This is a genomic window from Blautia sp. MSJ-36 (assembly GCF_018917985.1).
Lineage (GTDB): Bacteria > Bacillota > Clostridia > Lachnospirales > Lachnospiraceae > Blautia_A.
Map to the genome: position 1 here is coordinate 15,589 of NZ_JAHLPQ010000018.1, position 26,345 is coordinate 41,933.

General features: G+C 45.9%; 21 protein-coding genes and 1 riboswitch. Of the genes, 18 read left to right on the top strand and 3 right to left on the bottom strand.

The annotated features are described in order from the left end of the window. The first annotated feature begins 2 nt into the window (after positions 1-2). The 5 genes from KQI39_RS12055 (at position 3) to KQI39_RS12075 (ending at position 6,149) form a co-directional block, all read left to right on the top strand. A complete protein-coding gene (locus KQI39_RS12055) occupies positions 3-1,619 on the top strand; it encodes an amidohydrolase (protein WP_216418643.1) in 1,617 nt (538 codons plus the stop codon). Positions 1,620-1,775: 156 nt separating this feature from the next. Next, the gene (locus KQI39_RS12060; protein WP_216418645.1) at positions 1,776-3,257 is read left to right on the top strand and encodes an aldehyde dehydrogenase family protein; all 1,482 of its coding nucleotides are present in this window, start codon (positions 1,776-1,778) and stop codon (positions 3,255-3,257) included. A gap of 44 nt (positions 3,258-3,301) precedes the next feature. After that, on the top strand, positions 3,302-3,916 hold the full coding sequence (locus tag KQI39_RS12065; protein ID WP_216418647.1) for a cytidylate kinase-like family protein: 615 nt from the start codon (positions 3,302-3,304) through the stop codon (positions 3,914-3,916). A gap of 29 nt (positions 3,917-3,945) precedes the next feature. Beyond that, the gene (gene aguB, locus KQI39_RS12070) at positions 3,946-4,806 is read left to right on the top strand and encodes an N-carbamoylputrescine amidase (protein ID WP_216418649.1); all 861 of its coding nucleotides are present in this window, start codon (positions 3,946-3,948) and stop codon (positions 4,804-4,806) included. Between the two features lie 230 nt (positions 4,807-5,036). Further along, positions 5,037-6,149, top strand: a complete 1,113-nt coding sequence (locus KQI39_RS12075) for a 4-hydroxybutyrate dehydrogenase (RefSeq protein ID WP_216418652.1) — start codon at positions 5,037-5,039, stop codon at positions 6,147-6,149. Between the two features lie 714 nt (positions 6,150-6,863). On the opposite strand, the gene KQI39_RS12080 is transcribed toward KQI39_RS12075, so the two are convergent. Beyond that, complete coding sequence (locus KQI39_RS12080) at positions 6,864-7,871, bottom strand: LacI family DNA-binding transcriptional regulator (RefSeq protein ID WP_216418654.1); 1,008 nt, start codon at positions 7,869-7,871, stop codon at positions 6,864-6,866. A 261-nt stretch (positions 7,872-8,132) separates the two neighbouring features. On the opposite strand from KQI39_RS12080, the gene KQI39_RS12085 reads away from it, so the two are divergent. The 8 genes from KQI39_RS12085 to KQI39_RS12120 all read left to right on the top strand — a co-directional run bounded on the left by KQI39_RS12085 (position 8,133) and on the right by KQI39_RS12120 (position 17,324). Beyond that, complete coding sequence (locus KQI39_RS12085) at positions 8,133-9,533, top strand: L-fucose/L-arabinose isomerase family protein (RefSeq protein ID WP_148448958.1); 1,401 nt, start codon at positions 8,133-8,135, stop codon at positions 9,531-9,533. 97 nt (positions 9,534-9,630) lie between these two features. After that, positions 9,631-10,461, top strand: a complete 831-nt coding sequence (locus KQI39_RS12090; protein WP_148448956.1) for a transketolase — start codon at positions 9,631-9,633, stop codon at positions 10,459-10,461. Positions 10,462-10,463: 2 nt separating this feature from the next. After that, entirely contained in the window at positions 10,464-11,396 is a 933-nt protein-coding gene (locus KQI39_RS12095; protein WP_195567506.1) for a transketolase family protein, read from the top strand. A 10-nt stretch (positions 11,397-11,406) separates the two neighbouring features. Beyond that, the gene (locus KQI39_RS12100) at positions 11,407-12,927 is read left to right on the top strand and encodes an FGGY-family carbohydrate kinase (protein ID WP_216418656.1); all 1,521 of its coding nucleotides are present in this window, start codon (positions 11,407-11,409) and stop codon (positions 12,925-12,927) included. Between the two features lie 189 nt (positions 12,928-13,116). Continuing rightward, positions 13,117-13,248: a hypothetical protein gene (locus tag KQI39_RS17595; protein ID WP_256443748.1), complete on the top strand. Its 132-nt coding sequence runs from the start codon at positions 13,117-13,119 to the stop codon at positions 13,246-13,248. Positions 13,249-13,388: 140 nt separating this feature from the next. After that, positions 13,389-14,153, top strand: coding sequence for a gamma-glutamyl-gamma-aminobutyrate hydrolase family protein (locus KQI39_RS12110; protein WP_216418659.1), 765 nt, complete (start codon positions 13,389-13,391; stop codon positions 14,151-14,153). Continuing rightward, the gene (locus KQI39_RS12115) at positions 14,150-14,707 is read left to right on the top strand and encodes a TIGR00730 family Rossman fold protein (RefSeq protein ID WP_216418660.1); all 558 of its coding nucleotides are present in this window, start codon (positions 14,150-14,152) and stop codon (positions 14,705-14,707) included. Before KQI39_RS12110 ends, KQI39_RS12115 begins: the two co-directional genes overlap by 4 nt. A gap of 103 nt (positions 14,708-14,810) precedes the next feature. Further along, complete coding sequence (locus tag KQI39_RS12120) at positions 14,811-17,324, top strand: beta-mannosidase (protein WP_216418663.1); 2,514 nt, start codon at positions 14,811-14,813, stop codon at positions 17,322-17,324. Positions 17,325-17,436: 112 nt separating this feature from the next. Here the strand turns inward: KQI39_RS12120 and KQI39_RS12125 are convergent, their stop codons facing one another. Both KQI39_RS12125 and KQI39_RS12130 read right to left on the bottom strand, forming a co-directional pair. Beyond that, positions 17,437-18,846 (bottom strand): alanine/glycine:cation symporter family protein, encoded by a 1,410-nt coding sequence (locus KQI39_RS12125; RefSeq protein ID WP_182431227.1) that lies wholly within the window; start codon positions 18,844-18,846, stop codon positions 17,437-17,439. 1 nt (position 18,847) lies between these two features. Next, a riboswitch (glycine riboswitch) is annotated at positions 18,848-18,955 on the bottom strand. A 177-nt stretch (positions 18,956-19,132) separates the two neighbouring features. Continuing rightward, entirely contained in the window at positions 19,133-20,032 is a 900-nt protein-coding gene (locus KQI39_RS12130; RefSeq protein ID WP_118071498.1) for a LysR family transcriptional regulator, read from the bottom strand. Positions 20,033-20,391: 359 nt separating this feature from the next. Between KQI39_RS12130 and KQI39_RS12135 the strand changes: the two genes are divergently transcribed. The 5 genes from KQI39_RS12135 to KQI39_RS12155 all read left to right on the top strand — a co-directional run bounded on the left by KQI39_RS12135 (position 20,392) and on the right by KQI39_RS12155 (position 26,186). Next, positions 20,392-21,657: an SLC13 family permease gene (locus tag KQI39_RS12135; RefSeq protein WP_216418665.1), complete on the top strand. Its 1,266-nt coding sequence runs from the start codon at positions 20,392-20,394 to the stop codon at positions 21,655-21,657. 132 nt (positions 21,658-21,789) lie between these two features. After that, complete coding sequence (ttdA, locus tag KQI39_RS12140; protein WP_021977662.1) at positions 21,790-22,695, top strand: L(+)-tartrate dehydratase subunit alpha; 906 nt, start codon at positions 21,790-21,792, stop codon at positions 22,693-22,695. A 20-nt stretch (positions 22,696-22,715) separates the two neighbouring features. Next, positions 22,716-23,348 carry a L(+)-tartrate dehydratase subunit beta gene (ttdB, locus tag KQI39_RS12145; protein WP_021977663.1) on the top strand — a complete coding sequence of 211 codons (633 nt, stop codon included), beginning with the start codon at positions 22,716-22,718 and terminating at the stop codon, positions 23,346-23,348. A 278-nt stretch (positions 23,349-23,626) separates the two neighbouring features. Further along, positions 23,627-24,268 (top strand): YczE/YyaS/YitT family protein, encoded by a 642-nt coding sequence (locus tag KQI39_RS12150; protein WP_216418667.1) that lies wholly within the window; start codon positions 23,627-23,629, stop codon positions 24,266-24,268. A 622-nt stretch (positions 24,269-24,890) separates the two neighbouring features. Continuing rightward, the gene (locus tag KQI39_RS12155) at positions 24,891-26,186 is read left to right on the top strand and encodes an aminotransferase class V-fold PLP-dependent enzyme (RefSeq protein ID WP_216418669.1); all 1,296 of its coding nucleotides are present in this window, start codon (positions 24,891-24,893) and stop codon (positions 26,184-26,186) included. The last annotated feature ends 159 nt before the right edge of the window (positions 26,187-26,345 follow it).

Below are 26,345 nucleotides of genomic sequence, written 5' to 3' on the forward strand. Positions count from 1 at the left end.
TTATGGGAAAATTTATTCTGAGAAGTAAAGCTGTTTTTACAGGCCTTGAAGATTTCCCCAGACCGGCAGCCATTGCGGTGGAGGACAAAAAGATCCAGGCAGTTCTTCCCTGGGATTTCCAGAGAGATAAGGATTATGCAGACTGGCCTCTTTACGATTACGGAGAAAAAATGATCATGTCCTCTTTTCTGGATGCACATACTCATCTTTTTTCCGGAGCAATTGATGGCAGCAGATATGTGTGTTCGGATCTGGGAAAAGGACGTTCCCAGGCGGAATGTGTAGAGATCATAAAAAAATTTGCAGAGGCCCATCCGGATTACAAAAGAATTCGTGGTTCCGGATGGTTTATCACCAACTGGGGAGATGAGCCGCTTCCGGATAAAAGACTTCTGGATGAAGCCATTCCCGACAGGCCGGTGTATCTTTTCTGTGCGGACTGTCACAGCATGTGGCTGAATTCCAGAGCACTGGAAGAGGCAGGGATCGACCCGGACCGGAAAATGGATAATGGTGTAAATGTAAAGTTTGAAAATGGTGAATTAAGTGGCCTTCTGCTGGAACCGGCAGCATGTGAGCCGGCTCAGAAAAAATATATGGAGTTTTCGGAGGAAGAGATGCTGGAGATCCACCGAAATTTCCAGGATGTTCTGGCTGACAACGGAATTGCTGCGGCAAGCGAAATGTTTGCTGATGATTACACCGAAGAAACCATGAAAAAATACGATATTCTGAAAAAACTGGACGAGGAAGAGGGACTTAAGGCACAGATCTTTTCCTACATGAAACTTTTCGGGTATACGGAATTTTCGAAGTATTTTAAATTTCAGAAGCATTTTGATTCCCCGCATTTTCACATTGCGGGGGTGAAGGGATTTATTGATGGTGTGACGGAGACTTACACAGGTCTTCTTCTGGAGCCTTATACCGATAAGCCGGAGACCTGCGGCGAGGGGCTTCCGTTATGGCCGGAACGGAAAATGAAGAAAGAGATCATTGCGGCGAACAAGGCGGGGATCCAGGTAAGGCTTCACTGTATCGCAGATGGTTCCGTGCGGATGGCGCTGGATCTTTTTGAAAAATCTGCGGAAGTCAACGGGGAGCATGGTCTTCGAAATACCATCGAGCATATCGAAAATATCCATCCCGATGACCTGGATCGTTTTGCGGAGCTTGATGTGATCCCTTCGGTCCAACCGTATCATGTGACACTTGCGGCAAATGGAAAGGTGAACCAGATCGGGGAAAAACGGGCAAGGCTTCAGTGGCCGTTTCGGACTTTGCTGGAGCATGAAGGTGAGCTGGCACTTGGAACCGATTATCCGGTTGTGACCATAGATCCTTTTACAACAATCTATGCAGCAGTTACAAGAAGAGATGATGACGGAAACCTGACATCCACCAACCCCTGGGAAAAAATCTCCATGGCAGATACGCTGAAAGCTTACACTTCCGGCGCGGCCCGTGTTTATCATGTGGAGGATTCCATGGGAACCCTGGAGCCGGGAAAAATGGCAGATATCATTGTTCTCAGCGGAGATCTTTTTGAAGTGGATAAGGAAGAGATCCGGGGGATGAAGGTGGAAGCGAATTATTTTGAAGGTGAAAAGATCCGGTGATCACGTGAGTCAGAAGATGGAATGAGAAGATTATAAAATGAGTCAAGAGGATATTCGTAATCCCACAGGGTACATCCTCGACTTGGTTAAAATTAAAGATGCAATAGAATGTGAAAGCTTATTTGAACTGGTTAAGAGAATAAAAGGAGGATGCTTATGGAGCTTCAGAAAATGTTTATTGATGGTGAATGGGTAGAAGGCAGTACAGGAAAATCAGTTCCTACATTAAATCCTTCAAATGGTGAGGTTCTTGCCATGGTAACGGAAGGAAATGTGGAGGATGTAGATAAAGCCATTGTGGCGGCAAAAAAATCTTTTTATGAGACAAGGGAATGGCGTGACATGGATTCCCAGACAAGGGCGGATATCCTTCTTCAGATCGCAGATGCCATTGATGCGGAAAAAGAGGATTTTGCGAAGCTGGACTGCATGGATCATGGAAAACCGTTAAGAGAGGCAGAGGCGGATGTGGATGATGCCGTTCATTGTTTCCGCTATTATGCAGGCCTTTTAAAAATGCCGCAGGGCGGTGTTTATGAAGTAAATGAAGGTTTTGGAAAAATGCATTCCTATACAGTTCATGAGCCGGTTGGCGTGTGTGGACTGATCACTCCGTGGAACTATCCGCTGCTGATGGGCGTGTGGAAACTGGCTCCTGCGTTGGCAGCAGGCAACAGTGTGGTGTTTAAACCAAGTTCCAACTGTGTGCTTTCCTGTGTGAAACTGTTTGGGATTTTTGAGAAGATCGGAATGCCGAAGGGCAGCGTGAACCTGATCCTTGGACCTGGCGGAATCACAGGAAACCGCATTGCGGAGAGCAAAGATGTGGATATGGTTACTTTTACCGGAAGTACGGAAGTTGGACAGAGTATCATGCGTGCGGCAGCAGGTAATGTAAAAAAGATCGGCCTTGAGCTTGGCGGAAAGTCACCCAATGTGATCTTTGCAGATGCGGATCTGGACGGCGCAGTGGAATGGGCCATGATCGGTATTTTCCTGAATCAGGGAGAGGTGTGCTCCGCAGGTTCCAGAATTATCATCGAGGAAAGTATCAAGGATGAATTTGTGAAACGCCTTGCAAAGAAAGCAAATGCCATCACCATTGGAGATCCTATGGAGAATCCGGATATGGGGCCTTTGGTTTCTGAAAGCCATATGAATAAAGTTCTTGGATATATTAAGAAGGGTGTTGAGGAAGGTGCTACTCTTGTGTGTGGTGGTGAGCGTTACACAGAAGGGGAATGTGCGAAAGGTTTTTATGTAAGACCGACGGTGTTTGATAACTGTACTTCGGATATGACTATTGTCCGGGAGGAGATCTTTGGACCGGTTGTGACCATCCAGACGTTTAAGACAGAGCAGGAGGCCATTGACATGGCAAACGATACGGAGTATGGTCTGGCTGGAGCAGTATTTACCGCTGATGGTTCCAGAGCCCTTCGGGTGATCAAGGAGATCTGCGCAGGTATTACCTGGATCAACTGTTATAATCCGGCATTTAACGAGGCTCCGTGGGGCGGTTACAAGAAGTCCGGAATTGGCCGTGACCTGGGTGTTCAGGGCCTTGAGGAGTATCAGGAGATCAAGCAGATCAATATCAATCTGAATCCGGGAATCGTCGGATGGTATGAACATTAAAAACATGAACCTGGAATGTATCCTTTAATTCGGGAGGAAATTATATGGGAAAAAGTAAATATGTAGTTACGATCACCAGACAGTTTGGCAGCATGGGCCGTCCTATCGCAAAAAAGATGGCGGAGAAGCTGGGGATTGAATATTATGACAGGGATATTGTGGATCAGGCTGCAAAGAAGCTGAACCTTCCGGTGTCTGTTGTGGATGAAGTGGAGGAGACTGCGAAAAAAGTCAAGGCCAGTCCTTTTGCAAGAATGATGTTTCCTCTTGGAAAGGGAACCAGTAATACACAGGATAAGATCTTTGAGGCGCAGCAGAATATCATTAAATTCCTGGCGGAAAAAGAGACCTGTATTATAGTTGGAAGGTGTGCGGATTTTACTCTGGAAGAGATGGAAAATGCCATGCATATTTACATTTATGCGCCCTATGAAGTGCGTGTGGAGCATTGTGTGAAGGATCTGAACATTGAGGTTGAAGAGGCCAGAAAAATGATCGTGGCTGTTGATGAGGCCCGCGATTCCTATCACATGCAGTATGCGGGATATCATCCGGATGACAAGAATCATAAGAGCATTCTGGTGGACAGCAGTTTCCTTGGTGTGGAAGGTACCGCGGATTTTCTGGTGGATGCGGTGAAGAGGAAGTTTCAGTTATAAATTACAGAACAGAAGGGACTTGAGGATCGATGCGAAAAGTTGTAGTGGCGGCTACACAGATGAGCTGCACATGGGACAGAGAAGCAACGCTTGCAAAAGCGGAAAAACTGGTGCGGGAGGCAGCTTTAAAGGGCGCGAATATCATTCTTCTGCAGGAGCTTTTTGAGACGCCGTATTTTTGTCAGAGACACGATTTTGAATATATGGACCTTGCCACAACGCCGGAGGAGAATCCGGCTGTGAAGCGTTTTCAGAAAGTGGCAAAAGAGCTGGACGTGGTGATCCCCGTGAGCTTTTTTGAGCGGGCAGGAAATGCGGCGTTTAATTCTATTGCCGTTATTGATGCGGATGGTACGGTTCTTGGAAAATACAGAAAGACCCATATTCCGGACGGGATGCCTTATGCGGAGAAGTTTTTCTTTACTCCGGGCGATACCGGGTTTAAGGTCTGGAAAACAAAGTACGGAACCATTGGTGTGGGAATCTGCTGGGATCAGTGGTTTCCGGAAGCTGCCAGATGTATGGCGCTTCTGGGGGCGGAGATCCTGCTTTACCCCACTGCCATCGGCAGCGAGCCGGTTCTTCAGACGGATTCCAAACCGCACTGGCAGAGATGTATGCAGGGGCATGCGGCTGCAAATATCATGCCTGTAGTTGCTTCCAACCGGATCGGCCATGAGGTGCAGAAGGATTCGGAGATGACGTTTTATGGTTCTTCCTTTATTGCGGATGAGACCGGCGGACTGGTGGCTGAGGCTGACAGAGAGACGGAGGGTGTGATCACTGCGGAGTTTGATCTGGATGCCATCGCACAGAAGAGACGGGAGTGGGGTGTTTTCCGGGATCGAAGACCGGAGATGTATGGTACGCTCCTGACGCATGGATATTGAAAACTGATTGGATCAGGGAAGTCCTCTGCGAAGCTGCGATATCTGCCTGACTTGTGATCGTATGCCGGTGGCAAAGTAGAATGTAAAAGCCTGTCTTGGCGTTTGATCTGTTTGGCAGGAGGCGGGTAGTAATGCGGATTGCAGAGGGCTGTCTGCCTGTGTTATTATATTATAATAAAATTTTATAAAAAGAGCTTCTGCGAAATGTGGGGCTGACAGGAGGAAAAACTATGCAGGAACTGATGATCAGACCGACGATTTACAGTTTTGATAATTGCCGGCAGTTTGCGGAGGAATTTAAACTTGGTAAAGGGGATCTGCTTTTTACCAATAAGAGATTGTTTAAGAAGTTTTTTGAGCCGCTGGGGCTTGGCTGTGATGTGATCTTCCGTGAGGATTATGGTAAGGGCGAGCCTACGGATGTGATGGCTGAGGCGATCTGGAAGGATGTGCCGAAGGATGCGAAGCGTGTGGTTTCTGTTGGTGGCGGCAGCATTCTGGATCTTTCCAAGTTGTTTGCACTGGAGAATATTTCTCCGGTTACGGATCTTTATGACGGGCTGCTTCCGATCGTGAAGAATAAGGAGCTGGTGCTGGTTCCGACTACCTGTGGTACGGGTTCTGAGGTGACGAATATTTCAATTCTTTCCCTGACTGCGAAGGGGACGAAGAAGGGGCTTGCTGTGGAGCAGCTTTACGGGGATTCTGCTGTGCTGATCCCGGAGCTTCTGGAGGATCTGCCGTTCCAGTTTTTTGCTACGAGTTCTATTGATGCGCTGGTGCATTCTGTGGAGTCCAGTCTTTCTCCTAAGGGAAATGAGACTACAAGGATGTTTGGGTATAAGGCGATCGAGATGATCCTGAAGGGTTATATGGAGATCAGGGATCATGGTCAGGAGGCCCGGATTCCGTTGATGAAGGATTTTCTGATGGCGGCTAATTATGCGGGTATTGCGTTTGGTAATGCGGGGTGTGCGGCTGTGCATGCTTTGAGTTATCCGCTGGGGGCTAAGTATCATGTGGCTCATGGGGAGTCGAATTATGCGATGTTTACGGGTGTGCTCAACAACTATATGGAGATCAAGAGTGACGGTGAGATCGCACGCCTGAATAAATTTATGGCGGGAATCCTTGGGTGTGAAGTGGATGTTGTTTATGAGGAGCTGGAGAAGCTGCTTAATGTGATGATTCCTAAGAAGGCGCTGCATGAGTATGGGGTGTCTGAGGAGGAGCTTGAGGAGTTTACGGATTCTGTGCTGGAGAATCAGGGTAGATTGATGGCGAATAATTTTGTGGAATTGGATCGGGAGAGGGTTTATAAGATTTATAAAGAGTGCTTCTGATTGATTGAGTCCTGGGATTCAGGTTTTTGTGAACGGGTCGGTGTGTGTGCCGGCCTGTTCTTTTTTTGTGAGAGGGGCGTACGTGAAAGGGACGCCCGCGAGGCGTGTGCTGCCTGTCGCCGGGGCTTCGTCGGGGGCTGGCTTCTAGGCTGCCGGGAATCTGCTAAAAGCGTTTTCCAAAAGTCCGAACTCGCTTCGCTCAAACAGCGAACTTTTGAAAAACAACGCAGATTTCCGCCAGCCAAGAATCAGCACCCCTCCTGCAGAGTCCGGCGACAGGCAGCACACGCCTCACGGGCTGGCTTTTCAGGGCGGGAGGGATAGGGTGGCTGCTCGGGAGCTTGGTTTATAGTGTGAGGTTGAGTGGATTTCAGAGAATTGGATGAGCCGTCAGCGCTGCGCTGGACGGCTGGGAGGAAAGGCTGAGTTTCCTTGTGGTTTGATGGGAGTAAGTGATTGCCTGAAAAAAAGTTGTGGAGAATAGGAATAAATCGGCACAGCGTTTCATATCCAATACCGTGGCATCCATCGCCCCGCCAGTATTTGAACATATCTCCATAACCTACAGTAATTTGCGTGGCCGGAGGGGAGGAGCGCGAGAAATGGCCTTCGCAACTGTGAATGCTTCCCCTCCTCGCAATTTACTCAGCTTTGAAAAGCGAAAAAATTTGCCGGAAAAAGCGGAACCTATTCTCTTACAGAAAAGGATTTCGGTTATACAGAAAACCGTTTGATCAGTGTGGTGGATACTTCAATTTTTACGGAATGTGGTACGGAGGTCCGGATCTCACGGATCAGCTGGGCGGCGGCTGTTTCTCCCATGAATTTACGGGGAACATCGATGGTGGTGATGGAGGGATCAATGATGCGTCCTTCAGAGATATTGTCGAATCCTGCGATGGCGATGTCCTCGGGAATTTTGTAGCCGCGGAGTTTCAGGGCTTTGATGGCTCCGATGGCGATGAGATCGTTATCTGCAAAATATGCACCTGCCAGAGGAGTTCCGCTGTCTATGATTTCCAGCATGTCGGAGAATGCACCTTCGATGGAAGGGGAAAGTTCGTGGACAATGGATTTTGCGGTGGACATTCCATGTTCCCGGACAGCTCTGTGGAAACCGTGCGTACGTTCCCGGAAGTTTGTGATTTTGTAGGAGGAGCAGAGGTGTCCTGGCTGGCGGCCGCAGCGGTCGATAAGGTAGCTGGTGGCCTGGTAGGCGCCCTGGGCGTTGTTGCTGAGAACACAGCTGCAGTCTGCAGAATCAAAGTAGGAATCCAGAAGGACAACCGGGACGGAGAGTTGAAGGAACTCGTGGCATACAGAAGCGGATACTTCGGTTCCAAGAAGGATGACACCTGCACACTGGGAAATGCGGAGTTCTTCGATGTATTTCTGGAGATCGTCTGCTTTTTCGTAGAGCTGGAAGGTTTTCAGATGATAGCCGTTTTTACGGCATTCCTGTTCAATACCTTCGGTGAGCTCTGAAAAAATTGGAGTATAATTTAAAATTGCGTTGTGGGCACGGCAGATAATGCAGTAGATATCACCGGTCACATTTTTTTTCATGGAAAGTCGGCTAAAGTCATAGCCGGCTTTTTCTGCTTCCCGGATAACCAGAGCTCGGGTTTCTGTGCTGACGCCAGGTTTTCCGTTCAGAGCCATGGAGACGGCGGTGGCGGAGAGATTTAATCTGGCGGCCAGTTCTTTTGCTGTAATTCCCATATCGATAGTCCTCCTGTATTGAATGTAGAGTTGTGTCTGTATATCGGTATAATTTTTCCTGACTGTATTTTTTCAACTGTTTTAATTATAAAATGTTTTTCTTGCATCTACAACAATAAAGTGAAAAATAAAGTAGAAATCGCTTTATTTTTTATAGAAATAAAGTAGAAATCAAGATATTATACAGATAACAAAGATGAACATAAAAAAATGAATCACATAGAAACAGGTAAAACATGGATTTATGAAAGGAGTTCAAACATGGACAAGATTAAAATTGGTTATGCACCAACCAGAAGAAGTATTTTCAGCGCACCGGATGCAGTAAAATATCGTGGACTTACTGCTAAGAGACTTGAGGAGCTTGGCGTTGATTTCGTAGATATCACAGACATTAACGATGAGGGACTTCTCTACAACGATGAGGGACTTGAGAAGATCATCGCCAAATTCAAAAAAGAGAAAGTTGACGGACTTTTCCTTCCACACTGCAACTTCGGTACAGAGTATGAGTGTGCAAGACTTGCAAAAGCTCTTGATGTTCCGGTTCTTCTGTGGGGACCTCTGGATGAGAGACCTGAGCCAGACGGAACAAGACTTCGTGATACACAGTGCGGACTTTTTGCAACAGGTAAAGTTTTAAGAAGATTCCGTGTTCCGTTTACATACATGACAAACTGCAGACTGAATGACCCGGTATTCGAGAGAGGAATCAAAGATTTCCTTGCTGTCTGTAATGTAGTTAAAACATTCAAAAATATCCGTATTCTTCAGATTTCCACAAGACCGTTTGATTTCTGGACAACCATGTGCAACGAGGGCGAGCTTCTTGAGAAATTCAACATCCAGCTTGCACCGATCCCGATGCCGGAGCTTACCGATGAAGTAAAGAAAGCAAAAGCAGAGCAGACAGAGGTTCAGGAGGTTATGCAGTACTGCCGTGACAACATGGAGATCTGCATCAAAGAGGACGAGCTTGAGAACGTAGCAGCTCTTAAGGTTGCCATGAAACATCTGGCTGAGAAATACGGCTGCAAAGCAATCGCAATCCAGTGCTGGAACCAGCTTCAGAGCGAGCTTGGAATTATGCCATGTGCAGCAAACTCCCTGTTAAATGACGAGGGAATCCCAACTGTATGTGAGACAGATATCCATGGTGCAATCACAGCTCTTATGGTAGAGGCAGCTGGCATGGGCGAGACAAGAAGCTTCTTCGCTGACTGGACAATCCGTCATCCTGACGTAGAGAATGGCGAGCTTCTTCAGCACTGCGGACCATGGCCGATTTCCATCGCAAAAGAGACACCGAAGCTTACTTACCCGCTGGCATTCGATCATCCGGGAAGCATCACAGCTGAGGCAAAACACGGCGATGTTTCTCTGGTTCGTTTTGACGGAGATAACGGAGAGTATTCTCTTCTTCTTGGAAACGCAAAAGGTATTGATGGCCCGAAAGGTATGGGAACTTACCTCTGGGTTGAGGTTGAGAACATCAAACGTCTTGAGGCAAAACTGGTTGAGGGACCATACATCCATCACTGTGTTGGTATCCACAAGAACGTTGTTCCGGTACTTTACGAGGCATGCAAATATATCGGCGTAACACCGGATCTTTATGACCCGATTGAGGAAGATGTTAAGGCATATCTTCGCGGAGAATGATAAACAGGAAACACAGCAGCACGTTTTTCCAGGATAAAAAATGTGCCGGGCTGTGAATATGAAATATAGATTGAAAAAAGAAAGGACAGGAATCAGCATGGATTTTAGAGAATTAAGCAAACTTGCGTATGATCTCAGAAAAGACACAGTAGATATGATCGTTGCCGGTAAAGGCGGACATATCGGTGGTGATATGAGTGTTATGGAGACTCTGGTTACTCTGTATTTTGACCAGATGAATATTTCCCCGGAGAATATGAATGATCCGGACAGAGACCTTTTTGTTATGAGTAAAGGTCATTCTGTAGAAGCTTATTATGCAGTACTTGCAAAGAAAGGCTTCCTTGATATCAAAGAAGTAAACGAGAAATTCAGCAAATTTGGAACACAGTATATCGGACATCCGAACAACAAACTTCCGGGAATTGAGATGAACTCCGGTTCTCTGGGACATGGACTTCCGGTTTGCGTAGGTATGGCACTTGCCGGAAAAATGAACAAGAAAAACTATCGTGTATACACAGTAATGGGTGACGGTGAGCTTGCAGAGGGTTCTGTATGGGAAGCTGCTATGGCAGGACATCAGTACAAACTGGATAACCTCTGTGCAATCGTTGACCGTAACAGACTTCAGATCTCCGGAAATACAGAGGACGTTATGGGACATGACGATCTTCATGAGAGATTCAAAAGCTTTGGATGGCATGTAATTGATGTTGCCGACGGAAACAGCATTGAGCAGCTCCACGCAGCATTTGAGGAAGCAAAACAGACAAAAGGCCAGCCGACAGTCCTGATCGCGAATACTGTTAAAGGTAAAGGCTCCGCAGTTATGGAGAACAAAGCTGCTTGGCATCATCACGTACCGAGCCAGGAAGAGTATGAGCAGATCATGAAAGATTTTGAAGAGAGAAAGGAGCAGCTGTAATTATGAATAAGATTCCAAACCGTAAAGCAATTTGTGACGTACTTTTAAAAGAAGCGGAAACCGATAAAGATATCGTTGTTCTCTGCAGTGACTCCAGAGGATCTGCATCTCTGGCACCTTTTGCAGACGCATATCCGGAGCAGTTCGTTGAGATGGGAATCGCTGAGCAGGATCTTGTCAGCGTATCTGCAGGTCTTGCACACTGTGGTAAAAAAGCTTTCGCAGCTTCTCCTGCATGCTTCCTTTCCACAAGAAGCTATGAGCAGTGCAAAATTGATGTTGCATACTCCAACACAAATGTAAAACTTATCGGAATCAGTGGTGGAATCAGCTACGGTGCTCTTGGAATGAGCCATCATTCCGCACAGGATATCGCTGCTATGTCCGCAATCCCGAACATGAGAGTTTATCTTCCAAGTGACCGTTTCCAGACAGCAAAACTGATCGAGGCACTTCTGAAAGATGAGAAACCGGCATACATCCGTGTAGGAAGAAATCCGGTTGAGGATATTTATACAGAGGACAACTGCCCGTTCGAAATGGACAAGGCAACGGTTCTTACAGAAGGTACAGACGCAGCAATCATCGCATGTGGCGAGATGGTACGCCCGGCTTACGAGGCTGCCAAACTTCTTGAGAAAGATGGCATTCACGCAACAGTTCTTGATATGTACTGTGTAAAACCTCTGGACAAAGAAGCAATCGTAAAAGCAGCATCCAACGCAAAAGTTGTTGTAACTGCTGAGGAGCATGCACCATTTGGCGGACTTGGTTCCATGGTAAGCCAGGTTGTTGGCGCTGAGTGCCCACGTAAAGTTCTGAACATCGCACTTCCGGACGCACCGGTTGTAAGCGGAACTTCCAAGGAAGTATTTGACTACTACGGAATGAACGCAGAAGGAATTGCAAAAACTGTAAAAGACGCGCTGAAATAAGGGGAAAACTATGGAAAAAAAATATGTTCTTGCGGTTGATCAGAGTACCCAGGGAACAAAAGCGATCCTGTTCGATGTGAACGGTGACCTGGTCTGCAGAACAGACCTTCCTCACAGACAGCTGATCAACGAAAAAGGCTGGGTTTCCCATGATCTTTCCGAGATCTACAGCAATACCATCCAGGTTGTAAAGAACCTTGTGGAAAAAGCCGGAATCCAGAAAGAAGAGATCGCGTGTCTCGGAATCAGTAATCAGAGAGAAACATCCGCAGCGTGGAGCCGCAGCACAGGCGAGCCTCTGGCACCTGCCATTGTATGGCAGTGCTCCAGAGCTTCCGAGATCTGTGAGCGGATCAAAACAAACGTGATGATTGACCCGGACCGTGAGCAGAAGAAAAACGGCGGTGTGGCAGAGATCATCCGTCAGAAGACAGGAATGCATCTTTCCCCGTATTTCCCAGCAGCGAAGTTTGCATGGCTTCAGGAGAATGTGGAGGAAGTAAAACAGGCAAAAAGAGACAACGATCTCTGCCTGGGAACCATCGACACCTGGCTTCTGTTTAAACTGACAAAAGGCGAGGTTTATGCAACAGATTATTCCAACGCATCCAGAACCCAGCTTTTCAATATCCATAACCTGAAATGGGATAAAGAGATCTGTACCTGGTTCGGCATCAACGCAGAGCAGCTTCCGAAAGTATGTGATTCCAGCAGAGAGTACGGAATGACAGATTTCGAGGGATATTTCCAGACACCGATTCCGATCTGTGGTGTGATCGGAGACTCTCAGGGTGCACTGTTCGGACAGGGCTGCATCGAAAAAGGAATGGTTAAGGCTACATACGGGACTGGTTCCTCTGTTATGATGAACGCAGGAACAGAACCGATCATGTCAGATCTTGGTCTTGTAACTTCTCTTGCATGGGGACTTAACGGCAAAGTTACCTATGTTCTGGAAGGAAACATCAACTACACAGGTGCAGTGATCACATGGCTGAAAGATGACATGGGACTGATCACTTCTCCAGGTGAGACTCAGGAAATGTCAGAGCAGGCGAATAAGAACGATGCTACTTATCTGGTTCCTGCATTTTCCGGTCTGGGAGCACCTTACTGGAAATCCGATGCAAAAGCCATTATCTATGGAATGAGCAGAACTACCGGAAAGAAAGAAGTTGTAAAAGCAGCTCTGGAATCCATCGCATATCAGATCACAGATATTGTGGAGATGATGAAGGCAGAAGATGGAATGACTGTAAAAGAGCTCTGCGTAGACGGTGGTCCTACAAGAAACCAGTATCTGATGAAATTCCAGAGTGATATCCTGGGAACAACTGTAAGCCTTCCGAGATGTGAGGAATCTTCCGCATTCGGAGCTGGCCTGATGGCTGGATTAAGCTGCGGACTTTATAAGATGGAGAGCATTTTTGAGGTGAAGAACCGCAATCAGTTTATTCCATCTATGAGCTCCAAAGAAAGAGAGCAGAAATACAGCGGCTGGAAAAATGCTGTAGAAAAAGTTCTCGTATAAAAAGTTCTCGATCAAAAACTAAAATGGGAGTTTCGGGCAGCGGCAATTGCTTGACCCCATGTGTATGTCAGATTATAATAAAATAACAGGCATTTCCGGATGCACTCCAGATGTATCGGAAATGACGGAAAGCCGGTCTTTGCTTTGATAGCAGAGGCCGGCAAAAGTTATATTCAGAGGTAAATAATCATGATATATATCAGTCATCTTCTGCCGGACGATGAGATGAAGGAAATCATCAGTCAGACAGGAGTGGGAATCGAAAGTATTGAATTTTCCATTGCGGACAATCTGGATCATCTGAAGGAATATCCCTTATGAAAAAGTACTTGCGTTGCTGCCCCAGACGGAAGAGCGGACATGGACGATTGAATGTTGCAGAAAAGAGGATGTGTTACAGACGATAAAAATATTGGAAGTACTGAAAAAATAATTATTTTTTTGGTGGAAAGAGGAGAAGGATGAGGGAAAGAAAACCTGTGATCGGCGTCACCTGTAATTTTGACTACAGGGATGCTGTTGGAATGGTTTCAGGTATGGGGATCACCGGGCAGGACTGGGATTTTGTCAGTGGTGATTATGTGTATATTCTGGAAAAAGCCGGGGCGATTCCTGTGCTGCTCCCGCAGTATGGAGATCTGGAGGCGGCGAAGCCGTTTCTGGACCAACTGGACGGAGTGCTGATCTCCGGCGGACATGATGTGGGACCGGAACGGTATGGGGCGTTTCCGAAAGGATATTGCGGAACAATCATGCCCATGCGGGATGAGCAAGATATTGCGATTTCCAGATATTTTATGCTGGAAAAGAAAAAGCCGATCCTCGGGATCTGCCGTGGCATTCAGATCATGAATGTGGCCTGTGGCGGGACCTTGTATCAGGATCTGGAAAAAGAGGGCGGTTTTGAACATCATTTCGGGGATAAGTACCCCAGAAATGTAGCGTGGCACGGAGTGAGAATTGCCGGAGCCAGTATATTGGAAAAGATTTATGAGAAGCGAGATATCCGGGTGAATTCTTTTCATCATCAGGCGATAAAAGATGCCGGGGAGAATGTGAGGATCACAGCCTGGTCCGAGGACCGGGTGCCGGAAGCTATGGAACTTGAGGATCATCCATTTGCGGTGGCTGTGCAGTGGCATCCGGAGATGATGTATGATTCTTCGGAGCAGATGAAACTTTTACAGGCATTTGTGAAGGCAGCAGAGAAGGGGACAGAAGCATGAATATTTGTATATATGGAGCATCCAGCACAGAACTGAAAAAGATTTATTATGAGAAAACAGAGGAATTGGGACGGCTGATAGGAAAACGTGGCCATGGCCTTGTTTTTGGCGGTGGAAAAGAAGGACTGATGGGTGCGGCGGCCCGTGGCGTTGACAGAGAGAAAGGTTATATCCTGGGGATCGCACCGCGATTTTTTGACAAGCCGGGAGTCCTGTATGAGCATTGTACAGAGTTTATTTTTACGGAAAATATGCGTGAGAGGAAGCACCTTTTGGAAAGCCGTTCCGATGCGACCATCGTGGTACCTGGTGGAATTGGTACGTATGAGGAGTTTTTTGAGATCCTGACACTGAAAAGTCTGGGACGGATCGACAGGCCGATCGTTCTTTATAATATCAACGGATATTATGATAGTATGAGGGCGCTTCTGGAGTATACAGCTGGGGAAAAATTTATGTCCAGAGATGTTGTGGATATGTGCCGGTTTATGAAAGATCCGGAGGAGATTCTGGATTATATTGAGAATTACCGGAATTATGGGGGAAAGTTATAAAGGAAATAAAGTACGGTTTATAGGACACTTAAAAATGGGATGATACAGTCTGTAATATAGGACTGTATAGAGATGGGGATTTTTACAGGAGAAGGTATATTTTATGAGGAAGATCATGTTAAATGGCCGGTGGGAACTGGCGGAAGCGGGGAAAGATACATTATGTGCAGTGCAGGTTCCGGGATCTGTACTTTCCGGACTTTACGGGGCCGGAAAGATTGAAGATCCTTTTTACCGCACCAATGAAGATGCCACGAGGGAACTGTTCTGGAAGGATTATGAATTTTGCAGAACGTTTGCGGTTACGGAGGATGTCCTTAATGAGAAGAAAGTGATCCTGGTATGCGAGGGACTGGACACACTTGCGGATATTTATATCAATGGAAAAAAAGCCGGATCTACAGATAATATGCACCGTACCTGGAAACTGGATGTGAAAGGATTTCTTCATTCCGGTGAGAACCAGATCCGGATCGTATTTCGGTCGGTGTTTAAGTATATCGAAGATTATGAGTATGAAGAGAATAAAGAGATCCATTATGTTCCCTGCGGCGGAATGAAAGGAAACCAGCTGATCCGTAAGGCACACTGCATGTTTGGATGGGACTGGGGCCCCCAGACGATTGATGCCGGAATCTTCCGTGATATTTATCTGGAAGCGTACAGTCATCCGAGGATTGAGGATGTGAAGATCACACAAAGGCATGGGGATAATGCTGTGGATGTGTGTACAACTGTAGCTGTGAGCGGCGATGCTGTGGATAAGTGTCAGGTGAGAGTGAGTATCCGGAAGGATATGACGAGTGTCCGTGGAAATGGACATGCGGTTCAGGAGACTGGAGACTTAGAGATATATGCAGATGGAGCTGTACTGTTGAACAGTAATTCTGTAACTCTGACGGGAAGAATCCACAACCCGAAACTCTGGTGGCCAAACGGCTACGGCGATCAGCCGTTATATAAAGTTAAGGTGGAACTTCTGGATGAGGATGGCGAAGTTCTGGAAACTATAACGAAGCGCATTGGTCTCCGTACTCTTACCATCAGCCAGGAAAAAGATCTCTGGGGAAAAGAGTTCGCGTTCTGTGTCAATGGCGTGAAGATTTTTGCCATGGGCGGAAATTATATTCCGGAGGACTGTATTTATTCCAGGATCACGCCGGAGCTTCAGGAGTACCTTCTGGAATCCTGTAAACGTGCCAATTTTAACTGCGTCCGTGTGTGGGGTGGCGGTTATTATCCTTCGGATCATTTCTATGATCTCTGTGACGAGATGGGGTTGATCGTATGGCAGGATCTGATGTTTGCTTGTAATGTTTATGATCTTACAGAAGAATTTGAAGAGAATATCACGAAGGAAATTACAGAAAATGTAAAACGTCTCCGTCATCATGCATCTCTGGGACTGTGGTGCGGAAATAACGAGATGGAATCTGCCTGGGATCACTGGCCGGAGGTGCAGAGTGAGTCGAAATATCTTCGTGCGGACTACATAAAAATGTTTGAGCATGTGGTGCCAAAAGCAGTGAAAGCGGCAGACAGCGAGACCTTTTTCTGGCAGTCTTCTCCGAGTTCCGGGGGTTGTTTTGATGAGCCGGATGATGAGAACCGGGGGGACTGTCACTACTGGGATGTATGGCATGGCCAGAAGCCTTTTACGGATTATCAGAAGCATTATTTCCGGTTCTGTTCGGAATTTGGTTTCCAGTCCTTCCCGTGTCTGAAAACAGTAGAGAGCTTTACGGAAGAAAAAGACCGGAATATTTTTTCCAGGGTGATGGAGAAACACCAGAAGAATCCGGCAGCCAACGGAAAGATCCTGTATTACCTTTCGGAGAATTTCCGTTATCCGGAGAATTTCCGTAAGCTTCTCTATGTGAGCCAGATCCTTCAGGGAATGGCCATGAAGTATGGCGTAGATCACTGGAGACGTCACAGAGGCCGCTGTATGGGAACTCTTTACTGGCAGATCAATGATAACTGGCCGGTGGCGTCCTGGGCAAGTATCGACTATTTTGGTCGCTGGAAGGCACTTCATTATATGGCAAAAAAATTCTATGGGCCACAGGCGGTGAGTATGTGCATGGATGGGGATACCATGCAGGTGTATCTGGCAAATGAAAGTATGGAAGCACAGTCATATCAGGTTGTCTTTTATGTGAAAAATATGGAATGCGAGATTCTTGAGAAGATTACCGGAAAGGGCACTGTGGGTGTGCAGGAGTCCGGGCAGATCCTGACGGTGGATGTTTCCAGATGGGAAGACAGGAAGTATAAGATTTTCCTTGAGGCAGAAGTGACACTTGCTGATGGAAAAGTGCTCCGTGATGTGGAGACTCTTGTTCCATATAAATATCTGGAACTGGATAAACCGGAGATCGCCGCTGAGGTGGAGGAGCAGGAGGATGCGTTTGTGATCCATTTGAAGAGCAGCTGCTTCAGCCCGTTTACAGCTATTGGATTTACTGATGCGGATGTAATTCTTGAGGATAATTTTTTCCATATGACAGGTGGAGAGGAAATGTGTATCCGGATTGAGAAAAAAGATATACGAAGTGATGTGTCTCTGGATGCGGCAGAGCTTACACATCAGATGGAAATCCTGACGTTGGCGTAGGAGTTTTATAATGAAAAAGACGCGGCCTTTTATCGGATGATAAAGAGGTACGCGTCTTTTTTGTATGATATTAGGGGGGGATTTTTATGGGTTTGTGCGTGTTTGCAGTTTCTTATTCGTAATTTTTATGTCTTTTAAAGAAATCTTTTGTTTCTTTTACAACCACACCGCTCAGGGCAAGAAGAGCGATCAGGTTCGGGAACGCCATCAGGGCATTGAAGATATCTGCGATGTTCCATACAGCTGCTACAGTCATATATGGTCCGATGAATACGCAGATGATGTACAGCCAGCGGTATGTTGTAACTGCGGCTTTGTTTCTGTTGAACAGGTATTCCAGACATCTTTCACCGTAGTAATCCCATCCAAGAATCGTTGTGAATGCGAAGAATACCAGGCACAGCATCAGTGAGAAGGATGCTACAACCGGCGGGAAAGGAAGTCCTTTCTGGAATGCGGCTGTTGTGATGGCAACACCCTCAAGACCTGTGTTCCATGTTTCTGTAATGACGATGGAAAGACCTGTCATGGTACAGATGACGATGGTATCAATGAAAGTACCTGTCATGGATACAAGACCCTGACGTACCGGCTCTTTTGTCTGAGCTGCAGCAGCTGCGATCGGGGCACTACCAAGACCGGACTCATTGGAGAAGATACCGCGGGCGATACCTTTCTGCATAGCTACGACCATGGTTCCCATTGCGCCACCTGCAAGTGCACTTCCTGTGAAAGCAGATTTTACGATAGTTACGATCGCTGCAGGAACTGCTGTGATGTTTGTGATCACGATGATCAGTGCCAGTGCAACATAGAGAACTGCCATAAACGGTACAACGACCTGGGATACCTTTGCGATTCTCCGGATTCCGCCGAGAACGACAAGTCCTACGCATACGGTAAGTACCAGACATGCAACTACAGTTGCCCAGGAATATGTATTTCCGAAAAGTGCTACTGTGTGTGCTTTATCCGGATCAAAGAAGTTGGTGACTGCAGATGCGATACCGTTTACCTGTGTAAATGTTCCGATACCGAAAAGTCCAACGCCTGCTCCGAAAAATGCGAAGATCTTTGCAAGCCATCTCCACTGTTTTCCCATACCGTTTTCGATGTAGTAGAATGGTCCACCGAGAACGTGGCCTTCTTTGTCAATGGTACGGTACTTGATTGCCAGAAGTCCTTCTGCGTATTTGGTTGCCATTCCGAAAAATGCGGCTACGATCATCCAGAAAAGTGCTCCAGGTCCGCCGGCTGCGATAGCAGTTGCAACACCTACGATATTTCCAGTTCCGATGGTTGCTGAAAGCGCAGTACACAAAGCTCCAAAGCTTGTGACCTCACCATCACCGCCTTCTTCATTTTTAACCATGAATTTCAGTGCTTTTCCGAGATGCCTTACCTGTAAAAGACCTAACCGAGAGGTTAACAGAATTCCTGTGAACAGGATCAGAATGATCAGCGGAAGTCCCCAAACGACTCCGTCAAACCATGTGATAAAGTTGTTGATTTGTGTAAACATTACTCTTTCCTCCATCCTTTTGCCTGAGAGATTTACAGCATTTTGTGTGCTGCGTACACCTTCGGCGCTCTTCTCTTTTGATTTGAAGAGACTCTCCTGAGTTTTTTTATTTTTGAATGATGCCAGGACCTTTTTTTGTGTACGGTGGTGACGGTCATTCGTTCTGTGTAGAAAAACACTGTAACACAGAGTATCACATGAATTGATGGATTTCAATGGGTTTTTTAAAAAAAATGCATTTATTAGTAAAATTAATCGACATATAATCTGTTTTTTTGACAGGACTTTACTTTTCTATCAGTGGATGCTCTTTATAGTACATGCGGGTGAAATGAAGGAATGTCAACATATCACCACTGATGTATTTGCCTTTTTTCCATACCATGCCGATCTTTACCCGGATGGGTGGTTCAAGGGGAATACCGGTAATACCGGAACCGGAAAATTTATCTGTCATGCTGGTATAAAGAAAGCATCCGTATTTCCCGGTTTTTACAAACTGCAGGGTGGTGTAGATCTGGCTGCTCCGCATAACAACATTTGGTTTGTAGCCGTCCATCTCAAAACGCATCTTCAAAAGCTGATTCTGGACAGAGTCCGGGTTAAAAAATATCAGCTGTTCTTTTGACATTTCTTTTATGGTAACCGTTTCTTTTTCTGCCAGTTTGTGGTCATTGCTTACACAGAAAACAATCTGGTCGTCAGCCAGGACTGTGTTGTGGAATTTATCAATATTATATTGTTCCATGTTGACCAGAGCGACGTCCAGGGTATCATCCTGGATCAGATTGCAGGCGCGGACAGAGCCGTATTCCTCCAGGACAACAGCAATCTCCGGGTGCTTTTCGTGAAAAGCAGTAAGAAGCTCCGGAAAAAATACGGTACTTAACATTGGCGGGATGCCGATGCGAAGAGGGGGTTTAACTCTGGACATGCTGGAGTAGTCAGCCTGGAGTTCATTACAGTACTGAAGGATATAGGTAGCTTTTTCATAGAAGGATTCTCCCTCCTGAGTCAGGATCAGCTGATTTCCCTTCCTGGAAAAAAGGCTGATCCCGAATTCAATCTCCAGATCACGGATAGCCATGGAAATAGTAGGCTGGGTTACATATAATTCTTCGGCCGCTTTTGTGATGCTGTGGCAGCGGCTGGCGGTGCAGAAGTAACGTAGTTGGTTCAGTGTCATGATATGCCTTCTCTCAGTGTATTATCAGATGAAATTCTTAACAGATTTTGCTGCTTTTTATCAAAATAAATGGGGGACAGAACATACTCTTTGGAGCTGACTGTCATTATAAAGATACCATGGACATGTGAAAAATTCTATATTCATTTAAAAATGAGAGGAGTTTATAGCAATAGTGCATAAAAATTATCATTAAAAATTGAGACTATAAATTTTTTTTATGCGGATATGTGTTTCGCTAATTTGTTTTTTTATATGTACACGAGTTATAATAAAGCCATCAAAAGAAACGTGTACGGCCTATACTTTTCAGAAGAAAACAATATGAAATCACAACATAGTGAAAGGAGAGTACAGAAATGTCTCAGACAACTATAACATTGCTGTTTCTTGTGTTCACCATTATCAGTTTCATCCTTGAAAAAATTCCTCTTGGACTGACGGCTTCAATCTGTGCCATCGGTCTGACCCTTACAGGAGTTGTGGATGCGACAACAACATTTTCACAGTATGTAAACAGTAACGTGATCCTTTGCGTTGGCATGTTTGTAGTAGGCCAGGCATTGTTTGAAACAGGAATGGCAAACAAGATCGGAGGCCTAGTCACAAAATTTGCCAGAACAGAAAAAACACTGATCATTGCGATCATGGTAATCGTAGGTGCAATGTCCGGGTTCTTATCCAACACAGGTACCGCAGCAGTGCTGATCCCGGTCGTCTGTGGAATCGCCGATGAGTCCGGGTATTCCAGAAGCCGTCTTCTGATGCCATTGGTATTTGCGGCAGCTCTTGGCGGAAACCTTTCCATTATCGGTGCGCCGGGAAACCTGATGGGTGTGAATGCTCTGCAGGAGATGGGGCTTTCCACAAGCTTCTTTATGTATGCGCCGGTTGGAGTTCCGATGCTTCTGATCGGAATCCTCTACTTTGTCCTTATCGGATATAAATTCCTTCCGGATGGAAAGAATGCATCCGGTGCAGCTCTTGAAGATCAGCAGGATTTCAGCCATGTACCGAAGTGGAAACAGACCGTTTCCCTGGTAGTTCTGATCCTTGTGATCCTTGCAATGATCTTTGAGAAAGAGATCGGTATCAGCATTGAGGTTTCTGCATGTATCGGAGCCATCGTCCTGGTTTTGACAGGAGTTATTTCCGAAAAAGAAGCACTGAAATCTATTGACCTGAAAGTTGTATTCCTTTTCGGCGGTTCTCTGACACTTGCAAAAGCGCTGGATACAACCGGAGCCGGAGAGCTGATCGCAGATAAGATCGTAGGACTTCTTGGATCTGATCCAAGTCCGATCCTTCTTCTTCTGGTGATCTTTGTTGTAACCTGTGTACTGACAAATTTTATGTCAAATACAGCAACCACAGCACTGATGATACCGATTGCGGTATCTCTGGCAAACAATCTTGGAGCAGACCCCAGAGCCGTTGTTATCGCAACTGTTATCGCAGGTTCCTGTGCATATGCAACACCGATCGGTATGCCGGCAAACACCATGGTAGTTGGTCTTGGAGGATACAAATTTAAGGATTATGTGAAATCCGGTCTGCCACTGATCCTGGTATCCTTTGTGATCTGTATGATCCTGTTACCGATCCTGTTCCCGTTTTATCCGTAAGGAGCAGAAATAACCTAAAAAGCCATCTTAACCATTAATCAGCCAAATTAATGATGAAACAACCAACCAAATTTATGTAAACCTATGTAACTAAAAAAAATTAAACCATCGAACCATATCAGGAGGTAAATCATGACTAAGGAAAATGGAGTTAAAGTATTAACAGACATGGTAGCAGATTTTGTTGCCCATATTGGAAAAAAATTACCGGATGACGTAGTTAAGAAACTGGAAGAGCTTGGTTCTCAGGAAACAGCTGCACTTCCAAAAGTTCTCTATGAGACAATGACAAAGAACCAGGGTCTTGCTGTAGAGCTGAACCGCCCAAGCTGTCAGGATACAGGTGTTCTTCAGTTCTGGCTGAAATGCGGAACAAATTTCCCGTATATCAATGAGCTGGAAGCACTTCTGAAAGATGCTGTTGTTCAGGCTACTTTTGCAGCACCGTTAAGACATAATTCCGTTGAGACTTTTGATGAGTACAATACAAAGAAAAACGTTGGTAAAGGAACTCCGACTGTATGGTGGGATATTGTTCCGAACAGCGATAAATGTGAGATCTACGCATACATGGCAGGCGGCGGATGTACTCTTCCTGGAAAAGCAATGGTTCTGATGCCAGGCGCAGGATATGAGGGTGTTACAGATTTTGTTCTGGATCAGATGACAACTTATGGACTGAATGCGTGTCCTCCGCTTCTTGTTGGTGTAGGTGTAGGTACATCTGTAGAGACAGCTGCCCTGAACTCCAAGAAAGCGCTGATGCGTCCGATCGGTTCCCACAATGACAACGCAAACGCAGCAAAAATGGAGAAGCTTCTTGAGGACGGTATCAATGCGATCGGCCTTGGACCGCAGGGTATGGGCGGAAAGTATTCTGTAATGGGTGTTAACATTGAGAATACCGCGCGTCATCCATCTACCATCGGTGTTGCAGTAAACGTTGGATGCTGGTCTCACCGTCGTGGACATCTGGTTGTAAATCCGGATCTTACAGTAACCTGTGATACTCATTCCACATGGAAATTTAATGCTTAATATAAACGGAGGGAAAAATCATGATCGAAATCAGAGGAGATAAAAAAGTTCTTATTACACCTATAAGCGCAGAAGACCTGGCTGATATCAAAATCGGCGATATTGTATGGCTGGACGGAGATCTGATGACCTGCCGTGACGTTGCTCACCGTCGTCTGGTTGAGTATGGAAGAGAGCTTCCGTATGATATCCGCAACAAAGCGATTTTCCATGCCGGCCCGATCGTTCGTAAGATCGAGGGTACAGAGGATGATTATGAGATGGTTTCTGTAGGCCCGACAACTTCCATGCGTATGGAGAAGTTCGAGTATGAATTTACAAAACTGACTGGTGTCAGAGTGATCGTTGGTAAAGGTGGTATGGGCCCGAATACTGAGCGTGCCTGCAAAGAGTTCGGTGCGATCCACTGTGTTTTCCCGGCTGGATGTGCAGTTGTGGCTGCTACAGAGGTTGAGAAGATCGTTGAGCATCACTGGGACGAGCTTGGTATGCCTGAGACTTTATGGTGCAATAAGGTTAAGGAGTTTGGTCCGCTGATCGTGTCTATTGATGCTCAGGGTCGTAACCTGTTTGAGGAGAACAAGGTTGTATTTAATGAGCGTAAAGAGGCTGCTAAGCAGGCGATTTATCCAGAGGTTAAGTTTATTAAATAATATTTGGATAATATTGAAAAAAGTTTTCGTGATATCTGAGGTGCCGGAGCTCTGCCATGAGGGGTTCGGGATTGAATGGTGATCGTAAAATAATGGCGTGATATGAAAAAGAGGATATCCTGTGGATTCGGTTAAACGGTCTGCAGGATGTCTTTTTTTGTTGATTTTTTTGGCTTTTTGTGTCTTTTTGTGTTTTACAGGGGTGGTGGGGTGTGGTAAAATGAAAAAAGTTGTGTATATTGATTATGATTGTTTTGAAAGAGAGAGGAATTGATGCTATGGGGGAGTATTTGAGGGATATTAACTGGAAGCATGTTCTGATCATGTGCATCGGAAATGTTTTTGCAGGTATGGGGATTGGAATTTTTAAGCTGGCCGGGCTTGGTACGGATCCGTTTAGTGGAATGAATATGGCGGTTGCGGATATGTTTGGTATGGCTTATGGTAATTTTCAGCTGATTGTGAATATTGTGCTGTTGATTATTGAGATTGCTTTTGGAAGGAAGTTTCTGGGGATTGGTACAGTTGTAAATGCGGTGTGCCTGGCTTATATTATTACGTTTTTTTATAATATTTTTCATGGAGTTATGGGATTGGAGCTTGTGGCGCTGCCGGTGAGATTGGTTGCGCTGTGTATTGGGGTTGTGATCTGCTGTCTGGGGTTGTCGATGTATCAGATGCCGGATGAGGGGGTTGCGCCTTATGATAGTCTTTCTTTGATCATGACGGAGAAGTGGCCGAGGATTCCTTATTTCTGGCACAGGATGTCTAATGATGTGCTTTGTGCACTGATCTGTTATCTGACTGGTGGTGTTGTGGGAATTGGTACGCTGGTGACGGCTTTTGGTTTGGGGCCGGTGATTCATTTCTTTAATAGGGTTTTTACTGGGAAGTTGCTTGCCTGGGTTGATGGTGAGTGAGTTTGTAGTTGTATGGGTTGAGCTGAACTGGCTGCGGGATGTGGCTGGTTCGGCTTTTTTTGTGAAAGGGACGCCCGTGAGGCGTGTGCTGCCTGTCGCCGGGGCTTCGTCGGGGGCTGGCTTCTAGGCTGCCGGGAATCTGCTAAAAGCGTTTTCCAAAAGTCCGAACTCGCGTCTTGCAGCCGCTCAGACAGCGGACTTTTGGAAAACAACGCAGATTTCCGCCAGCCAAGAATCAGCTCCCCTCCTGCAGAGTCCGGCGACAGGCAGCACACGCCTCACGGGCTGGCTTTTCAGGGTGGTAGGGTAGGGTGGCTGCTCGGTAGTTGGATGGGCTATCAGCGCTTCGCTGGATAGCTGGGATGATAGGTTGGTTTTTTATGCGATGAGAAAAGTGTATGTTGCTTTTTGACGGTATTACAGAGTTGCTATGCTGTGTTAAAATATAAACAATGTTAATATAATACAGTTATATTATTCATTTTATAACTATTTGTAAATGTGTTATGCTATCTTCTGATGAGAGATATATAATGAACACGGCTGTATGAAATGAGCGTGTTCATGAATAGTTGGCTGTCCGGGTTGCCGGGGCTTATGTGATGAAGGAGAGGATATTATTATGGAATTTAATCATGGCGTTTTGTTTTCAGATACATATCAGAAGAAGCTGAAGTCTCAGTTTTATTATGCAGATAAGGATCCACAGTATGGCGCGAGACTTTTCTTTGAGAACTCCGGTGGTTCTCTGAGGCTTAAGAAGGCGGTTGAGGCCAAGGCTGCTATCGAGGAATTTCCGGATTGTCCGGAGCGTGCTCGTGGCAGGGGCTTTGATCTGGCGGATTATGTTAAAAATGGTACGCAGGAGATCCTGGAGGTTATTTTTGGTGCGAAGAGTGGTGCGCTTATCACTGAGCTGACTGCTTCCCAGACCATGTTCCATGCGGTTGGTACGATCATGGAAGGTGTTGACTGGGGTAAGAACGCAGTTACTTCTGCTCTGGAGCATCCGTCTGCTCATGATGCGGTTGAGTATTATTGCAAGAAGACTGGCAGGGAGTTCCGTGAGGTTCCGGCTAATAAGGTGACGGGTGGTCTTGATCCGGATGAGATTATGAAGTATGTGGATAAGGATACAGTTCTTCTCAGCATTATGGCTGCTTCCAATATTTCCGGTAATATCATGGATATCAAGGAAATTGCACGCCGTGCAAAAGAGATCAATCCGGATATTTATATTGTCAGTGATGCGGTTCAGCATGCTCCTCATGCAGTGATCGATGTTGAGGACTGGGGTGTGGATGTCTGCAACTTTGCTCCGTATAAGTTCTTTGGTGTTCGTGGTTGTGGTTATGCTTATGTTTCTGACCGTGTTGCTGTGATGCCGCATATCAAACTGACCTGCAAGGATGATAATGTCTGGGCTCTTGGTACTCCGGCTCCGGCTAACTTTGCGGCTATGATGGCTGTTATTGATTATGTTTGCAGTATCGGTAAACATTTCCTGGGCGATTCCGCACATAAATATAATAAGCGTGAGCTTTTTGTTGAGGGTATGAATCACATTCATCTTCAGGAGAGAGCGCTTCTGTACCGTATGCTGGAAGGTACCGATAAGGTTCCGGGTCTTCGTCATATCCCGGGTGTTCAGGTTTATGTGGATATGGAAGATCTTACATACAAAGATCTTATTGTTGCCATGGGTATTGAGGGTATTGAATTTGCAGAGTGTGCAAGAAGATATCTGGAGCATGGTGTTACTCTGTTCGAGCGTGTAAAGAGCAGCCCGTATTCCAAACGTATCGTAGAAACTCTTGGTCTTGAGGGTGCGCTTCGTGTTTCTCCGCTTCACTGCCATGGAACAGACGATATTGATAAGTTCCTGAAGATCACCAAGGAGATCGCTGAGGGTAAATAAGATAAAATAAATAACTGTAAAAAATAAATGGAAGACCGCTCTTTTCTCGTATTTTAATATGAAAGAAAAGAGCGGTTTTTCTGTTAATGAGGACGTTGGTATAATCTGTAAAAAATATTCAAATAAATGATATCCTGTATCGGAAACTTCTGTTAAGAT

Excerpts from the sequence above, each read along its gene's own strand:
- KQI39_RS12055 (WP_216418643.1), top strand. The coding sequence starts at position 3 with ATGGGAAAATTTATTCTGAGAAGTAAAGCTGTTTTTACAGGCCTTGAA.
- KQI39_RS12060 (WP_216418645.1), top strand. The coding sequence starts at position 1,776 with ATGGAGCTTCAGAAAATGTTTATTGATGGTGAATGGGTAGAAGGCAGT.
- KQI39_RS12065 (WP_216418647.1), top strand. The coding sequence starts at position 3,302 with ATGGGAAAAAGTAAATATGTAGTTACGATCACCAGACAGTTTGGCAGC.
- aguB (WP_216418649.1), top strand. The coding sequence starts at position 3,946 with ATGCGAAAAGTTGTAGTGGCGGCTACACAGATGAGCTGCACATGGGAC.
- KQI39_RS12075 (WP_216418652.1), top strand. The coding sequence starts at position 5,037 with ATGCAGGAACTGATGATCAGACCGACGATTTACAGTTTTGATAATTGC.
- KQI39_RS12080 (WP_216418654.1), bottom strand. The coding sequence starts at position 7,871 with ATGGGAATTACAGCAAAAGAACTGGCCGCCAGATTAAATCTCTCCGCC.
- KQI39_RS12085 (WP_148448958.1), top strand. The coding sequence starts at position 8,133 with ATGGACAAGATTAAAATTGGTTATGCACCAACCAGAAGAAGTATTTTC.
- KQI39_RS12090 (WP_148448956.1), top strand. The coding sequence starts at position 9,631 with ATGGATTTTAGAGAATTAAGCAAACTTGCGTATGATCTCAGAAAAGAC.
- KQI39_RS12095 (WP_195567506.1), top strand. The coding sequence starts at position 10,464 with ATGAATAAGATTCCAAACCGTAAAGCAATTTGTGACGTACTTTTAAAA.
- KQI39_RS12100 (WP_216418656.1), top strand. The coding sequence starts at position 11,407 with ATGGAAAAAAAATATGTTCTTGCGGTTGATCAGAGTACCCAGGGAACA.
- KQI39_RS17595 (WP_256443748.1), top strand. The coding sequence starts at position 13,117 with ATGATATATATCAGTCATCTTCTGCCGGACGATGAGATGAAGGAAATC.
- KQI39_RS12110 (WP_216418659.1), top strand. The coding sequence starts at position 13,389 with ATGAGGGAAAGAAAACCTGTGATCGGCGTCACCTGTAATTTTGACTAC.
- KQI39_RS12115 (WP_216418660.1), top strand. The coding sequence starts at position 14,150 with ATGAATATTTGTATATATGGAGCATCCAGCACAGAACTGAAAAAGATT.
- KQI39_RS12120 (WP_216418663.1), top strand. The coding sequence starts at position 14,811 with ATGAGGAAGATCATGTTAAATGGCCGGTGGGAACTGGCGGAAGCGGGG.
- KQI39_RS12125 (WP_182431227.1), bottom strand. The coding sequence starts at position 18,846 with ATGTTTACACAAATCAACAACTTTATCACATGGTTTGACGGAGTCGTT.
- KQI39_RS12130 (WP_118071498.1), bottom strand. The coding sequence starts at position 20,032 with ATGACACTGAACCAACTACGTTACTTCTGCACCGCCAGCCGCTGCCAC.
- KQI39_RS12135 (WP_216418665.1), top strand. The coding sequence starts at position 20,392 with ATGTCTCAGACAACTATAACATTGCTGTTTCTTGTGTTCACCATTATC.
- ttdA (WP_021977662.1), top strand. The coding sequence starts at position 21,790 with ATGACTAAGGAAAATGGAGTTAAAGTATTAACAGACATGGTAGCAGAT.
- ttdB (WP_021977663.1), top strand. The coding sequence starts at position 22,716 with ATGATCGAAATCAGAGGAGATAAAAAAGTTCTTATTACACCTATAAGC.
- KQI39_RS12150 (WP_216418667.1), top strand. The coding sequence starts at position 23,627 with ATGGGGGAGTATTTGAGGGATATTAACTGGAAGCATGTTCTGATCATG.
- KQI39_RS12155 (WP_216418669.1), top strand. The coding sequence starts at position 24,891 with ATGGAATTTAATCATGGCGTTTTGTTTTCAGATACATATCAGAAGAAG.